Below are 15,802 nucleotides of genomic sequence, written 5' to 3'. Positions count from 1 at the left end.
AAATAAGCGATGAGCAACGAAGTAGCCTCAAAAAATAGCCCTTTCCCTTTGGGTTGCGTTAAAAATTGACTCATTCTGCGTGACAAAACTTACCAATAGAATAACTATTCGCTGCGTTTTTTGCCTTGCCTGAGTCAATTTTTATCAGCAACGCGGCTCACACGCAAAACGTCAACAGACCCTAATGTTTGCTCCTTTTTTATGTGATGTTATGGCTTTTTGAGCTCGCGTGTCTTTAGTGGTTTACAGGGATGTCCCGTACAAATCATCCATGAAGGTAAATCTTTAACGACAACTGAGCGTGCACCGACAACCGTCCCTTCACCGATAGTCACACCAGGATGTATAAAACATTCTGCGGCAATCCAAGCATGGTTATGAATGACGATAGGAGAGGTAATGAGAGGGCGTAGTAGCGTGTCAATAGCATGTGAGCCTGTACACAAAAAACTACGTTGACTCACCGCAACCTTAGAGCCAATAATAATTTTATTCATTGTATAACAGTCGACATTATCGCCCAAAGCTGAGTAGTCGCCCATTTCTAAATTCCATGGTGCCCAAACAAAACAAGAGGGCGAAATTTTAGACCCTTTGCCAATCTTAGCCCCAAACAGACGTAATAGTGTTCTGCGCCAAGCATGAAACGCCCAGCGAGGTGTTGGTCTGAATGCAATGAGCCAAACAATGTTCCAAATGGCACGTTTGATTTTTACACTTTTAGGAATAGTATCTACGTACTTATATTGGTCAAAGTCACTCATTTTGCCAGCGCCTTTGCAAGTTCTTCGGCTAAAAATGTATCGCCAGCCGCTTTCATTTTTTGACGACACTCATCCACATAAGCCCAGTTAATCGGAGCTTCTAGACGAGCTACTATATTATCAAGCGCATCACCTTCTACAAAACGGTCGCTTAAACCAAGCTGCGCAAGTAAGTTTTTGGCGCGCTCATTTAGACCTTTTTTTGCGCCTGGTAAACCAATCACCAAAAAAGGACGTTTGAAGAGGATAGCAAATACAGTGCCATGAAATGAGTTTGTCATCACGCATTTGGCATTTGCAATCAGTTTCAGCCAATCTGCTGGGCCAGGATAAACTGTCTCTCCGATTTCTTGCCAGCGACGATGTACGTTATAGGGTGATAATATGTTTATATTATAATGTTGTGCTGTTTGCTCACAGGCCTCACGAATACCTTGACCAGTTCTTAGGGCATAACAAAAAATATGACCTTCCCGTTGCTCATTGGAAATAGTCAACAATTCTTGATAACTATCATGTAAAAAAGTTGGGTCAGGCACTAAAGTAGCCGAACGATTGGAAAGTTGTTTTACAATATCAATACCGCTTTTCTCACGTACCGAGATACTCGATAAGCCGTGAAATAAGGTCGTTGCTTGCTGATGAAAAGCAGCGGGTAAAATATCACGACCAAAACTGGGGGCATATGAAATTCGATGTGCAACTTGTTTGCCCGGAAAGTTGAGAAAATAAGCTGGATCTAGACCTTTCTGTTCAGAGGGGTTCCAAATTTGGTCACTGCCACAAACAACCAGTCTATATTTATCACCTAAATCATTTAACTCATGTAAATGCTCTAGTCTTTTACCTTCAACTCCAAGCATCTCTGTCCGAAAGCTCTGAAAACGTTTGGCTTGTTCTTTGTTGCCTAAAAGGATGCTTTTAGTGTGGGAAAGTTTGAGATATAGAATTTTTAGATTCATGCGCCAGTATTTGGGATTAAACGGCTGAATAAAATCGCCACCTTCTTCTACATATCTCGGATGATAGTTGACAAAGTGCGCATCGAGGCCACGGTCAATAAACCATTTACGCAGTGCGTATGCTTGGAGTACAGCACCAAAATTATCACTAAAATGATAGGTAAATAAGCCAATACGGTTAGGCTGCATTGATAAAATCCCTAAAAATTTACACATCAGACGGCTCGCTCTTAGGAGCTAAAGCACAAAATAACACAATCACTCAGCGCAGCAGAGTCTAAAGCATAATCTGTGGCTTGTGAAAGCGAAATGATGACAAATAATATAGTGGCTTTGTTGTATGATATGAATACCTACAATTAAGCGTTTGAAGGTTTTATAGGCCTTATGATAGAGTGCAGGCTGAAGCCTTTGCGTAAGTATATCGCTAAATATTGTCGTCATTTGTTAGTACTTTGGCTAAATTTTCAGGAGAAAAGGTTTGAAAAAAGCGTTAATTACAGGAATCACAGGTCAAGATGGTTCTTATTTAGCTGAGTTTTTGTTGGAAAAAGGCTACGAAGTACATGGTATCAAGCGCCGTGCTTCTTTATTTAATACGGCACGTATTGACCACATTTATGAAGATCCGCATGAGCCTAATCCCAAGTTAAAATTACACTATGGCGATTTATCCGATACCTCGAATTTAGTTCGTATTCTGAGTGAAGTTCAGCCAGATGAAGTGTATAACTTAGGAGCACAATCGCATGTCGCGGTTTCCTTTGAAGCGCCTGAATATACAGCCGATGTTGATGCCATTGGTACATTACGTTTGTTAGAGGCAATTCGTTTTTTAGGCTTAGAGAAAAAAACGAAATTCTATCAAGCATCAACTTCTGAGCTGTATGGTCTGGTTCAAGAAATTCCACAAAAAGAGACGACGCCGTTTTATCCAAGAAGTCCCTATGCGGTGGCTAAGTTATATGCCTATTGGATTACGGTAAACTATCGTGAGGCCTATGGTATTTACGCATGCAACGGTATTTTATTTAATCATGAGTCGCCACGTCGTGGCGAAACCTTCGTCACGCGTAAAATTACTCGGGGCTTGTCTAACATTGCTCAGGGCTTAGAATCGTGTTTGTATATGGGTAATATGGATTCCTTGCGCGATTGGGGGCATGCAAAAGATTATGTCCGTATGCAATGGATGATGTTGCAGCAAGAGCAGCCTGAAGATTTTGTTATTGCAACAGGTATTCAAGTCTCTGTGCGTGAGTTTATTCGCCGTAGTGCTTTACAATTAGGTGTAACCTTAAGTTTTGAAGGTGAAGGCGTCAATGAACAAGCGATTATCACGGCGATTGAGGGAAATAAAGCCCCTGCACTCAAGGTCGGTGACGTGATTGTAAAAGTCGATCCGCGCTATTTCCGTCCTGCCGAGGTCGAAACTTTGTTGGGCGACCCAACAAAAGCCAAGGAAAAACTCGGGTGGACACCTGAAATTACCTTAGATGAAATGATTGAAGAAATGGTTGCTTATGACTTAGATAAGGCTAAACAACATGCCTTACTAAAAAATGCAGGTTTTTCTGTCTCGGTCAGTCACGAATAAGTTCTCATCTTTACGCACATGGATGGAGTGACTCGCTCTACCCATGTGACTTCGGAGTTATCGTATGAAAGTCTACGTTGCTGGGCATCGAGGAATGGTTGGCTCTGCAATTGTTCGTCAGTTAAGCCAACAAAAAAATATACAAATCCTGACACGCACACATAAAGAATTAGATTTGACGCAGCAACAAGCCGTTGCGGAGTTTATGGCAACCGAAAAGCCTGATGTTGTGATTCTGGCAGCAGCAAAAGTAGGTGGCATTCATGCTAATAATACCTATCCTGCGGAGTTTATCTACGAAAATTTAATGATGGAATGTAATGTCATCCATCAGGCTTTTGCTGCAGGTGTCAAACGGCTACTATTTTTAGGAAGCTCTTGTATCTATCCTAAGTTTGCCCCCCAGCCAATGACAGAAGCTGCCTTACTGACGGGGGTATTGGAAGCAACTAACGAACCCTATGCCGTCGCTAAAATTGCGGGTATTAAGTTGTGTGAGTCATATAATCGACAATATGGCGTAGATTATCGCTCGGTCATGCCCACTAATCTCTATGGCCCTAATGATAATTTTCATCCAGATAATAGCCATGTTGTACCTGCTTTAATTAGACGCTTCCATGAAGCGAAGTTAGCACAAGCTCCTGAAGTCGTCATTTGGGGGACAGGAACTCCCATGCGTGAGTTTTTGCATGTCGATGATATGGCAAGTGCGTCATTATTTGTGCTCAATCTAGATGTTGCAACCTACCAAGCTAATACACAACCTATGTTGTCACATATTAATGTTGGCACGGGTACGGACATTACGATTCGAGACTTGGCATTAACCATTGCTAAAGTGACTGAATACCAAGGTAATATTATCTTTGATAGTACTAAACCTGATGGTACTCCCCGTAAGTTGATGGATGTCTCACGGCTAGCTAATATGGGATGGACAGCGACGATAGCTTTAGAGCAAGGCTTACGAGATGCCTATCGTTGGTTTATTGAACATGTGTCTCAAGGAGAAGCACGTTTATGAGTCAATTATTAGCGAAGGATGCTTTTTTGACTGTGGTGCGTGATACTCCTTTGGTGTCTATAGACTTGGTCGTCAAAGATGCCGAAGGTAAAATTCTATTAGGCTATCGTAAAAATTCCCCTGCAAAAGGATATTGGTTTGTTCCTGGTGGACGTATTTGTAAAAATGAAACCTTAGACCAAGCCTTTGCACGTATCACTCTGACAGAGTTAGGTATTGCCTTAAAACGAGAAACAGCGATACTCCTTGGTTTGTATGACCATATCTATACGGACAACTTTGCTAACGTCGAAGGTATAGGTACGCATTATGTGGTCATGGCGTACGCTGTCGAGTTGTCAACAGCCGCGCTGTCTTTGCCTAAAGAGCAGCACTCTGACTATACATGGATGTCAGCCACAGAGTTGACTCAGCATGCTTATGTACACCCTAATACACAAGCCTATGTGTAAACCAATAAAGAGTAAGTGTTTATGAAAATTGCGATTGCTGGGACAGGTTATGTAGGGTTATCTAATGCGATGTTGCTAGCGCAAAAAAATGAAGTAGTAGCTATTGACATTATGCCTAAAAAAGTAGAAATGTTGAATAGTCAGCAGTCTCCCATTGTAGATACAGAAATACAGCATTTTTTAAGTCAAAAAGAAATTAATTTTCGCGCTACCTTGGACAAAATGGAGGCATATAAAGATGCCCGTTTTGTGATTATTGCTACGCCGACCGATTATGACCCTGAGACCAATTACTTTAATACGCATTCTGTAGAAAGTGTGATTCAGGACGTCATGAGTATCAACCCAGATGCCGTGATGGTTATTAAATCTACAGTTCCCGTAGGATACACCGCACGCATTAAGCAAACCTTATCGTGTCAGAATGTCATTTTTTCCCCTGAGTTTTTAAGAGAAGGTAAGGCTTTATACGATAACTTATACCCATCACGGATTATCGTTGGCGAGCAATCTGAGCGAGCAAAAGAATTCGCTAATTTATTAGCAGAAGGGGCACTTAAAAAAGATATCCCCATCTTATTCACGAATTCTACAGAGGCAGAGGCTGTTAAATTATTTTCGAATACTTACTTGGCGATGAGAGTAGCTTATTTTAATGAACTAGATTCTTATGCGGAGACACACGGATTAAACACACGCCAAATTATTGAAGGAGTAGGTTTAGACCCACGGATTGGGGCACACTATAATAATCCATCGTTTGGTTATGGCGGCTATTGCTTGCCTAAAGATACTAAACAGCTATTGGCTAATTTTAGCCAAGTACCGAGCAATATTATTCGTGCTATTGTAGATGCGAATAGCACCCGTAAAGATTTTGTTGCGGATGCAATCATTAAAAAACAGCCTAAAGTAGTAGGAATCTATCGGCTAGTGATGAAATCGGGCTCAGACAATTTTCGGGCTTCGGCAATTCAAGGCGTGATGAAGCGCATAAAAGCGAAAGGGATAAAAGTGATTGTTTATGAACCCGTCTTAGAACAGGACACTTTCTTTAATTCTGACATTGTGCGTGATTTAGCGTTATTCAAACAAATGGCGGATGTGATTGTAGCTAATCGGTTGGCGGATGAGATAGTTGACGTAAAAGATAAAGTGTATACACGAGATTTGTTTGGTAGCGATTAACTATCATAAGAAAGTGCGGATTATGGCCGCACTTTCTTATCAGTGATTTTAGTAGGCATTCTTATTGATAAAGCCCTTAAATACCGTTAAAAACACAATCTTAATATCTAACCACACAGTCCAATTACGAATATAAGCTAAGTCATATTCTACACGCTTTTCCATTTTATCTAAGGTATCGGTTTCGCCGCGCCAGCCATTAATTTGTGCCCAGCCTGTAATTCCTGGTTTAACTTTATGGCGTAACATGTAGCCTTTAATGAGTTTACGGTATTCTTCATTGTGAGCAACGGCATGCGGGCGAGGGCCAACAATAGACATTTGTCCTTGCAAGACATTGATAAATTGAGGTAGTTCGTCTAGTGAAGTACGACGCAGAAATGCACCAAGTGGTGTAATTCGACTATCGCCTTTGGTTGCTTGTTTCACGACATTGCCGTTGTCCATCGTGGTCATGGACCTGAATTTCCAAACTTCAATCGGTTTGCCATCTAAACCATAACGAATTTGTTTAAAAACAATAGGGCCTTTGGATGTCATTTTGACTGCAACAGCAATGACTAGCATGGGTAAAGCAATAATCGATAAAATGCCTAAACCTGCAAAGATATCAAAGCCTCGTTTAACGACGCTGTCTGCAAAGCTGAAGGGTGTATCATAAATACTGATTGCAGGTAAGCCATCAATACTGGTTTGACGAGAGTTCATTAAATCAAAGACAAAAACATCAGGAACTAAAAAAACATTGGTTGTACTATCGGCTAAACCATCGATGAGTTGCTTGATACTGGCTTGTTCAGACATCGGCAAGGTAATGTAAATACGGTCAAATTTATTATACCGAGCATCTTCTAAAACATCAGCAATCCGACCATGCACAGTGATACCATCAATTGTGGTGCTGTCGGCATGGTCATCATAAAAGGCAACTGGGTCAATACCCATCCAACGGTTATTATGAAAGCGTTGTACTAAACTACGTCCTAAGGCATTACAGCCAACAATAGCTGCTTTGCGCGTGTTAATACCGTGTTGTCGAATGGCGGTTAGAACAACACGTGTTGTCAGACGCCAAGCTGTTAATAATAGGGCACTTAGGATGACCCAAAATAGTAAAAACTCTCTATCAGCTAAAAAATGAAGACGATTACTAAGGTTCGAAGTCATGGCGACTAGAGCAAAGGTGCCTGCTAATGCTAACAACGTTTGCAGCATTTGCTCACGAACCTTAATGCTACGTTGAGACCCATAGATACCAATTAGGGCAGCTGCTAATTGATAATAAACAATAGAAAACAGTAATAATAAAGTTGCTGATTGTCCCCAGCTTTTATCAAGTTGGGTCAGCGTGAGTGAAAGGGCAAGCCCAAGAAAAAAGATATCCGCGAGGCGATTCATAAAGTCCAATAACTTGTGATGAGGACTGAGAATGCTGGGCGTTGCTTGCATTATACCTACTCCATGAAAATGCAGAAAAACCGCGACAACCGATGTAAATTTAATACAAAAAGCTGCATTTTGTTCAAGATGCGTCACTGATTTTAACTAAGGTATGGGAGTCGAGCAATTGCAGTTGGTCGACTTTATGAGTTTATTAAATGCTATTTGTTACATTTTGTAGGTATGTAGAACAGAAAGTGAAGTCTATCACAATATATTGCCTCAGATGACTAATTCTACTCTAAGTCCATCTTTAGACATGCTATTAAATAACAGACTGTTTTGAGTTACTAAAACATTCTCCTACCTTTTCTGTACCACAAGTTTATCGGTGTATGGTAGTCTTAGCCGAATTTTAATGACCAAGATAGTCCGTCTTATGTATCTTGTTCATGGTTATCAATATCCCCTCTATTGAAGCTGAAAAGGAGAGTTTTTGTGCGAGCTTCTATTCAATCTGTCGTTTTACCTGTGGCAGGCTTAGGTACCCGGTTTTTACCAGCAACCAAGGCTATTCCTAAAGAAATGTTACCCGTGTTAGATAAGCCTTTGATTCAATTGGCAGTGGAAGAAGCGCATAAAGCAGGTATTAAACAAGTCGTATTGGTGACAAGCGCCAGTAAACGTGCCATTGAAGATCATTTTGATGTGAATTTCGAGTTGGAGGCAACGCTCGAGCAACGTGGCAAATTAGCCATGTTAGACGCGGTTAAAACTACCTTGCCAAATGGTATGACCTTGGCTGTTGTCCGTCAGCCTAAAGCCTTAGGTTTGGGACATGCAGTATTATGTGCACAGCCAATTGTTGGTAATCAACCCTTTGCCGTGATGTTACCCGATGACTTTATCGATGATACGCAAGGGGGGTGTTTGGCTGATATGGTTGCATTATACAACCAAGAACAAGCCTATTCTTTAGCAGTAGAAGAAGTTCCTCGTGATAAAACCGATAAATACGGAGTGGTATCTTTGAATGAGGAAGGGCGGATTGTGGCCATGGTCGAAAAACCAAAACCAGAGGTTGCTCCTAGTACTTTAGCTGTCGTTGGGCGTTATGTATTACCGGGTGCCATTTTTGAAGCACTGACAGAAGTTAAACCCGGTGCAGGTGGTGAAATTCAATTAACGGACGGCATTGCGAGTTTATTAGCTAGCGAGCATTTTAGACCACATCGCTTTAAAGGTGTGCGTTATGACTGTGGTAGCAAATTGGGCTATTTGCAGGCCAATGTTGCTTTAGGATTGCGAGATACAGAAGTGGGACAAAGTTTTGCAGCATGGTTAAAAACGCAATAGGTTACTGAAGATGATAGATAAAATTCCACGTTCGGAGTTGACTGAATGGTGCTATTTGCAAGGTAAAGCAAAAGCCATGCAACATACGCATTTACGTGATTTGGCACATGACCACGAGCGCAATCAGGCTTTAACTTTTCGTTCGGGGCCTATGTTGCTGGATATTTCTAAGCAAAAATTAGATGTACCGATTCTAAAAGGCTTAGTAAAGCTGGCTGAAACGGTTGGTTTACCTTCGGCAATTAACGCGCTAGTGAAAGGCGAGGCTGTCAATAATACCGAGGGAAGACCCGCATTACACTCCGCATTACGCTTACCTAAAGACCAAACTTTAATGGTTGATGGTATTGATGTTGTCCCTGATGTACACGATAGTCTAGAAAAAATGCGCAGTATTGTTAGCCGTATTCACTCTCGACAATGGCGAGGATTTTCTGGCCGTGCTATTACGGATGTGGTCAATATTGGCGTGGGTGGCTCAGACTTAGGTCCGTTTATGGCGTGTCAGGCGCTTAATGAGTTTGTTCCTGAAGAAGCCACACGTTTGCATATTCATTTCGTCAGCTCTATCGATGGCACGCAGGTTGCTGATTTGTTAGGTACTTTACGGCCAGAAACGACTTTATTCATCATCTCATCTAAATCTTTCACCACGATTGACACCTTATCTAACGCCCATACGGCGCTACAATGGATGTTAAAAGCGATGGGTGATAAAGAGTTGGTCGTTGCTCATCACTTTATTGGTGTCTCAACCAAGCCCGAAAAAATGTCTGCATGGGGCATTCCAGAAGCGAACCAAATTTTATTTTGGGAGTGGGTTGGTGGGCGTTTTTCATTGTGGTCAGGTATTGGTTTGCCTGTTGCCCTCAAAGTAGGCATGGCTAACTTTGAGCAGATGTTAGCAGGCGCACACTTTATGGATAAAGAGTTTAGTGACAAACCGATTGCCCAAAACTTGCCTGCCTTATTGGGGTTGGTGGGCGTATGGAATGCCACATTTTTAGATATTCGCGCACACTCCGTCTTACCGTATGATGGTCGATTGAAATATTTCCCTTCTTATTTGTCACAATTGGAAATGGAAAGTAATGGCAAATCTGTGGATAAACAAGGGTTACCTGTAGAGCACTCCACTTGCCCTGTGTTATGGGGGGAAGTAGGGCCTAATGCGCAACATGCGTTTTATCAGTTGTTGCATCAAGGTACGCAACCTGTATCTTGTGACTTTATTGCACCTATTAAGCGTTATACGGGGCTTAGCCATAATAGTGAAGCCTATAAGTCTTTACAAACCCAACATCAACTCGCTTTAGCCAATTGTTTGGCGCAATCACGGGTCTTAATGTTGGGCGATGCGAGTACAGATAGTGACGCTAATACGCCAAATTTTAAGCGTTATCGTGGTAATCAGCCCTCGACAACTATTTTACTTGATGAATTAACCCCTTATACCTTAGGTGCTTTAGTTGCTTTATATGAGCATAAAGTCTTTGTCATGTCTGTGCTTTGGGATATCAATCCCTTTGACCAGTGGGGCGTGGAGTTAGGTAAAAAAATTGCTGATAAAATGTCACAAGCCTTAGCAGGTCAGCATAATCCCAGTTTTGACGCCTCAACACTCAATCTCTTAAAAATTATTGCTGATGTGACACAAGGAGTGGCCTAATGAAAATTTGTGTACATGGCGATACTTTATTAGCATGGGTTTCGGCAGCTAAACTCGCCGAGACTGGCAACAATGTCGTTATGCGCGTGGATAAGGCAAATTATACCTTTGAACCCGCCCGCGAACCTGGATTATTACCACTGTTAGAGCAACAGCAGCAAGCAGGGCGCTTACAAATTACAGCGTTGACTGAGGACTTGCCTCGCCATATCAATATCCATTTAATTGCTTTAGATGTCGTTTTAGAAGAAATTGAACGACTCACGGCAGCTATTCTCAGTAACTCCGATGCTAAGACAGATATTTTGTTTTTGGTCTTATCTACTTTGCCCGTTGGCAGTTTGGACTATTTACAAGATATAGCGAATCAAAAAGCAACGCATTTGGACTTACGCCAGCGCGTACATGTGGTTGGATTGCCCGTATTTGGTCGCGAAGGGACTGCATTGACTGATTTTGCTAAACCATCAATGTTACTTGTGAGTGGTGATGACAGTGGTATGGCCGTACGTCAGACCTTAGAGTTAATGCGGCCGTTTGTCCGTCAAGCAACACATGTGATGGTTGTTCCACACACCACCGCCGAGTTAATCAAACTCGGAATTAACGCGATGTTGGCCACACGGATTAGTTTTATCAATGAAATGGCTGCCTTAGCAGAAAAACTCGGTGTCGATATAGAATTGGTGCGTGAAGGGCTAGCGGCAGATCCCCGTATTGGTGGCGATTATCTGCAACCTGGTTGTGGTTTTGGAGGCCCCAGCTTTTCAGATGACTTACTCAGTTATGCTAAAACCATGAAAGAAGAGTTAGACACATCAGGTTTAATTGATGCGGTATTAGCCATCAATGAGTCACAACGGGAAATCTTATTCCGTAAAATTTGGCGGTTCTTTCATGGTCGCCTACAAGGCTTAAATATTGCTATTTGGGGAGCGGCATTTAAGGCAGGCACCGCCAGTTTAGAAAACTCAGTGGTTCACCCCTTGCTTGAAGCGTTATGGGCGCAAGACTGTAAAACAACGGTTTATGACCCTATGGCGGGAGTGTCCTTACATGAAATGTATGGCCAACAACCGTTATTAACCATTGCAGAGAGTGCGGCTAGTGCCGTAAAACATGCAGATGCTTTAGTCATTGTGACGGCTTGGGATGAGTTTTGGAACCCTGATTTTGAATTGTTAAAACAGAATCTAAAACAAGCCGTGGTCTTTGATGGACGTAATATTTACGAACCCGATTTTATGTTAGAGCAAGGATTTAGATATTTTGCCATTGGACGTGGCGAAGCCATTTAAGCAATAAATTAGGATTATAGACATGAGTCAACAGAAACTGCCTGCATTTAAAGCCTATGACATTCGTGGTCGTATGCCAGACCAATTAAATGAGTTTATGGTCTACTGTATTGGCCGCGCGTATGCGCGCGTATTGCAGCCAATTGCACCCATAGCGATTGGCCAAGATGCTCGATTGTCCAGTAAACCGATGAGTCAAGCACTGATTGCGGGCTTAAATGCTGAGGGCGTACAAACCGTCGATATTGGCTTTTGTGGCACCGAAATGATTTATTATGCGGCTGGCCAAGTCGGGATGGGCGGTGGCATTATGGTGACGGCAAGCCACAATCCTGCGGATTATAACGGCTTAAAAATGGTGAAAGCCGAAGCCAAACCCATTAGTAGTGACAGTGGTTTAGGCGCAATTGAACAAGAAACCATTCGTTTAATGGCAGACGTTTCTGAGCCTAGCCAATATGTTCCTGTTATGCATTTACACCGTGAGCAAGATGTATTAGCAGGTTATGTCGCCAAATTATTATCTTTAATTGATGTTAGCAAGGTTAAACCGTTGCATGTCTTAGTCAATGCGGGTAATGGTTGTGCAGGCCCATTTTTTGATGCCTTAGCAGCACATTTACCCTTACAGGTGACGCGTTTACATCATCAACCTGATGGTCACTTCCCTCATGGCGTACCCAATCCGATGTTAGCCGAGCAACAATTAGTGACGGCAAATGCCGTGGTTCAGGCAAAGGCAGATTTTGGTATCGCATGGGATGGCGATTTTGACCGTTGTTTCTTCTTTGACGAAAATGGTCGTTTTATTGAAGGTTACTATTTGGTTGGGTTGTTGGCAGAGCAATTATTGAAGAAGTCACCCAATGCGGCCATTATTCATGACCCACGCCTTGAATGGAACACCATTGAAAAAGTTCAGCAGCATGGTGGCCGTGCAGTGGTTAGTAAGTGTGGCCACTCCTTTATTAAAGATAAAATGCGTGAAGTCGATGCGGTATATGGCGGAGAAATGTCAGCACATCACTATTTCCGTGATTTCTTCTATTGCGACAGTGGCATGATTCCTTGGCTGTTATTAGTAGAGTTGTTATCACAAGATGGTCGCTCATTATCGCAAGTGGTTGACCAGTGTATGTTGGATTTCCCTTGTAGTGGCGAAATTAACTTTACCATTAATAATGCCAAGGAAGCGATTGCTCGTGTTCAGCAGCATTATGCAGTGCAACCACACCAATTAAGTACCTTAGATGGTATTTCCTTGGATTTCGGCAATTGGCGTTTTAATTTGCGTAGCTCTAATACCGAGCCTGTTGTGCGATTAAATGTAGAAACCAAAAGCGATGTGACTTTGTTAAATGAGAAGGTTGCAGAGCTAAAGACTTTATTAGTGGCGTAGCTTCGACTACGCTCAGCTACCATTCGACTATGCTCAGTGAGCTAAAAGCCCCCAGAGCATAGTCGAAGGGGCTATAGTGTGAATTTTATTTCAAGAACGGTTTAATAATATCATAGGCATAAATTTGCGCATCAATCACCGTCATAAAGGTGTAAGCCCCAATAAACTTACGGCTAATAAACATCAACTCTTTAGGTGGTACACTAAAATGGCGTGTTGCCGCAGATTTTGTGGCTTTGCCTAATACACGACCATGCAAGTTGCTTTTTGCCCAAATATATTTGCCTTCGGCATTGATAGTGTCTTTGGGGGCATCACTTAAGTCTGTAAAAGGCTCAACCGCCAAGAAGCAAACATCGGTAATGCTATTTTTGACTTCAACAGGCATGTTATCAAAAAAGCCAAACCCCTTCATGGCACTCAGCATGACATCACGCTGCCGTAAAACAGAGGCTTTAGTCAGTGTTCGTGCTAAGCTCAAGAGGTCATCTGGAAAATCACGGACAGCGCCAAAGTCCAATAAAATAATTTTGTCTGGTGTGGTCGTACCATCACCTAAACGAACCAGATAATTACCAAAATTGGGGTCGGTTTGCATTTCTCCCCATTCAAATACCTCACGACAACAAATTTCTAAAGAGGCAGCAGCCAACCGATTACGACGCTCTTGTGTTAACGTCATAATAGCATTGCTATTAATGGGTACACCGTGTTCGTAAGACATCGCTAAGATGCGAGGTGTTGAGTATTCGGGATAGACTTTGGGGACAATATAACGTTCATCGCCGCGCAGATGTTCTCTAAATAAGCGAGTAGTTTCCATCTCTTGAGGGTAGTTGACTTCACGGTGCATCATCATCCGCACTTCTTCGAGCCATTCCTCAAATTCGCGTGTTTGTGGCACAACACGCGCAATACGCATCATTTGTGCGACAAGGCTAAGGTCGGAATCAATCGCATCGGCAACACCAGGGTATTGAATTTTTAAGACAATTTCCAAGCCGTCACTTTTACGTCGTGCACGGTGCACTTGGGCTAATGAGGCTGCTCCTAAGGGTTCGTGGTCAATCACCAGCTCGTTAAAGCGTTTTTCCCCTAACTCTTGTTTGATGTGGGTTTCAATCGTTGTCCATTCTAATGCGATAGTTTTGTCATTGAGTTGATGAAAGGCACGAGTGACTTCTTCGGGTAAAAAATGCTCGCCATATAGCGCCATCATTTGACCAATCTTAACGATACTGCCTTTCAGCTTACCCATTTCACTCACAAGGTACTCGGCTTGTTCGGCTAGGCTTTTTTTGCGTTTTTGCTCCCGCGTGGCTTCATCACTAAATAAGGTGCTGGCACTTGCAGTTGCAAAACGTGTTCCCGCAACAATACTGGCTTTGGCCAAAGACCATCGACGTTCAAATCCACCTGTTTTTAGGTGCTGTAACTTTTCACTCATGAGCTAAGTTCCACTAAAAATAAGACTGACGCACATAATGTTTGTAGTAAGCGGTAGAATGGAGACGTGATAATGACGTTTGAACATCGGTCGCACAATAATACACAGCCTCTAACTAACTCAACTAAAGGGTAAAAATTATGTGCCTCAGCCCTGAATGCAGGCGCGTATTGCTGAGAGAGAACTCATCAGACACTCAACCGTGAGGAGTGTGCGCCAGTCGGCATATTGTAACGCAGTTTTGCAAGTTTGCGCACCGATTGTCCGACAGGATAACGGCTATTGTCGTAAAAGTCTTGACGATTGACGCAAACTAGCAGTTATGTTTGTGAGTGAACAGTGACAAATGACAGGTAGTTTGGCCTTATTGCGTTCAGATTATTAACTATAATCATCCACATAATTGCCATAATAGAGAAGAAAAGATGTCCAATTTTCATCCATTGACCTTTATTCCCCCGCAACTTAAATATTTACAAGCCCAACTTTGGTTGCAAAAAGCATGGTTTGACCCCGTCTTTGTGGGTTTAGACAATCTAGATAGCACAAAACCTGCACTCTACGTCGGTAATCATACCTTGTATGGCACCTTAGATGGCCCTTTGATGGTGCTTGGACTATTGCAGCATAAAGGTATTTTTTTACGTTCTTTAGGCGATTATATTCATTTTAGAATTCCGCTTTGGCGTGATGTGTTATGGCAAAATGGTTGTGTTGCAGGCACTCCAGAGAATTGTCGATTGTTGATGGAAGCAAAAGAGCATATTTTAGTGTATCCAGGTGGTGGCCGAGAGGTCATGAAAAATAAAGGCGAACAATATCAATTGGTGTGGAAGGAGCGAACCGGCTTTGCCAGAATGGCGATGGAGCAAGGCTATGATATTATTCCTTTTGCGGCTGTCGGGGCAGATGATGCCTTTGATATCCACTATGATGCGCAAGATTTTCAGCAGTCAGCGTTGGGGCGTTGGTTAACAAAAACGGGCTTGAGCGCTAAGTATTTCCGTCATGGAGATAATTTCATGCCGATTACCACAGGCGTAGGGCTGTTGCCGCGCCCAGAAAAATTTTACTTTGCTTTTGGCGAGCGCATTAATACACAGCATTGGCAGGTACAAGCAGACAACAAGGCGGCACAATGGCAAGTGCGCACCCAAGTCGAAGACGCTATTTATGGCATGATGGCCGATTTGTTTAAGCGTCGTGAACAAGATTATGCGACTTGGCCATTATGGCGTAGAAAATTAACCAAACGATAGGCGC

General features: G+C 42.5%; 13 protein-coding genes. 9 read left to right on the top strand and 4 right to left on the bottom strand.

All coding sequences use genetic code 11. The annotated features are described in order from the left end of the window. Positions 1 to 209: 209 nt before the first annotated feature. Positions 210 to 764, bottom strand: coding sequence for an LbetaH domain-containing protein (locus C8N29_RS06735; protein WP_107865287.1), 555 nt, complete (start codon positions 762 to 764; stop codon positions 210 to 212). Further along, positions 761 to 1,915: a polysaccharide pyruvyl transferase family protein gene (locus C8N29_RS06730; protein ID WP_170106917.1), complete on the bottom strand. Its 1,155-nt coding sequence runs from the start codon at positions 1,913 to 1,915 to the stop codon at positions 761 to 763. Before C8N29_RS06730 ends, C8N29_RS06735 begins: the two co-directional genes overlap by 4 nt. A 292-nt stretch (positions 1,916 to 2,207) precedes the next feature. Between C8N29_RS06730 and gmd the strand changes: the two genes are divergently transcribed. The 4 genes from gmd to C8N29_RS06710 all read left to right on the top strand — a co-directional run bounded on the left by gmd (position 2,208) and on the right by C8N29_RS06710 (position 5,990). Continuing rightward, the gene (gmd, locus tag C8N29_RS06725) at positions 2,208 to 3,323 is read left to right on the top strand and encodes a GDP-mannose 4,6-dehydratase (RefSeq protein WP_107865285.1); all 1,116 of its coding nucleotides are present in this window, start codon (positions 2,208 to 2,210) and stop codon (positions 3,321 to 3,323) included. Between the two features lie 64 nt (positions 3,324 to 3,387). Continuing rightward, on the top strand, positions 3,388 to 4,350 hold the full coding sequence (gene fcl, locus C8N29_RS06720; protein WP_107865284.1) for a GDP-L-fucose synthase: 963 nt from the start codon (positions 3,388 to 3,390) through the stop codon (positions 4,348 to 4,350). Then, positions 4,347 to 4,802, top strand: a complete 456-nt coding sequence (locus tag C8N29_RS06715; RefSeq protein ID WP_107865283.1) for a GDP-mannose mannosyl hydrolase — start codon at positions 4,347 to 4,349, stop codon at positions 4,800 to 4,802. Before fcl ends, C8N29_RS06715 begins: the two co-directional genes overlap by 4 nt. 21 nt (positions 4,803 to 4,823) lie before the next feature. After that, entirely contained in the window at positions 4,824 to 5,990 is a 1,167-nt protein-coding gene (locus tag C8N29_RS06710; protein WP_107865282.1) for a nucleotide sugar dehydrogenase, read from the top strand. A gap of 48 nt (positions 5,991 to 6,038) precedes the next feature. Here the strand turns inward: C8N29_RS06710 and C8N29_RS06705 are convergent, their stop codons facing one another. Then, on the bottom strand, positions 6,039 to 7,439 hold the full coding sequence (locus C8N29_RS06705) for an undecaprenyl-phosphate glucose phosphotransferase (protein WP_107865281.1): 1,401 nt from the start codon (positions 7,437 to 7,439) through the stop codon (positions 6,039 to 6,041). 429 nt (positions 7,440 to 7,868) lie between these two features. On the opposite strand from C8N29_RS06705, the gene galU reads away from it, so the two are divergent. The 4 genes from galU to C8N29_RS06685 are packed head-to-tail and all read left to right on the top strand — an operon-like array spanning position 7,869 to position 13,092. Further along, positions 7,869 to 8,726 carry a UTP--glucose-1-phosphate uridylyltransferase GalU gene (gene galU / locus C8N29_RS06700; RefSeq protein WP_107865280.1) on the top strand — a complete coding sequence of 286 codons (858 nt, stop codon included), beginning with the start codon at positions 7,869 to 7,871 and terminating at the stop codon, positions 8,724 to 8,726. Between the two features lie 10 nt (positions 8,727 to 8,736). Continuing rightward, positions 8,737 to 10,395 carry a glucose-6-phosphate isomerase gene (gene pgi, locus C8N29_RS06695; protein WP_107865279.1) on the top strand — a complete coding sequence of 553 codons (1,659 nt, stop codon included), beginning with the start codon at positions 8,737 to 8,739 and terminating at the stop codon, positions 10,393 to 10,395. Continuing rightward, positions 10,395 to 11,693, top strand: a complete 1,299-nt coding sequence (locus C8N29_RS06690) for a nucleotide sugar dehydrogenase (RefSeq protein ID WP_107865278.1) — start codon at positions 10,395 to 10,397, stop codon at positions 11,691 to 11,693. Before pgi ends, C8N29_RS06690 begins: the two co-directional genes overlap by 1 nt. 22 nt (positions 11,694 to 11,715) lie before the next feature. Next, the gene (locus C8N29_RS06685; RefSeq protein WP_107865277.1) at positions 11,716 to 13,092 is read left to right on the top strand and encodes a phosphohexomutase domain-containing protein; all 1,377 of its coding nucleotides are present in this window, start codon (positions 11,716 to 11,718) and stop codon (positions 13,090 to 13,092) included. A gap of 85 nt (positions 13,093 to 13,177) precedes the next feature. On the opposite strand, the gene C8N29_RS06680 is transcribed toward C8N29_RS06685, so the two are convergent. Beyond that, on the bottom strand, positions 13,178 to 14,539 hold the full coding sequence (locus tag C8N29_RS06680; protein WP_107865276.1) for an ABC1 kinase family protein: 1,362 nt from the start codon (positions 14,537 to 14,539) through the stop codon (positions 13,178 to 13,180). Positions 14,540 to 14,964: 425 nt separating this feature from the next. Between C8N29_RS06680 and C8N29_RS06675 the strand changes: the two genes are divergently transcribed. After that, positions 14,965 to 15,798, top strand: a complete 834-nt coding sequence (locus C8N29_RS06675; protein ID WP_107865275.1) for a lysophospholipid acyltransferase family protein — start codon at positions 14,965 to 14,967, stop codon at positions 15,796 to 15,798. The last annotated feature ends 4 nt before the right edge of the window (positions 15,799 to 15,802 follow it).

It is taken from the genome of Agitococcus lubricus (genome assembly GCF_003051055.1).
GTDB classification, from domain to species: domain Bacteria; phylum Pseudomonadota; class Gammaproteobacteria; order Pseudomonadales; family Moraxellaceae; genus Agitococcus; species Agitococcus lubricus.
The sequence above is the reverse complement of the archived record's forward strand: the minus strand, read 5'-3'. Positions and strand labels throughout refer to the sequence as shown.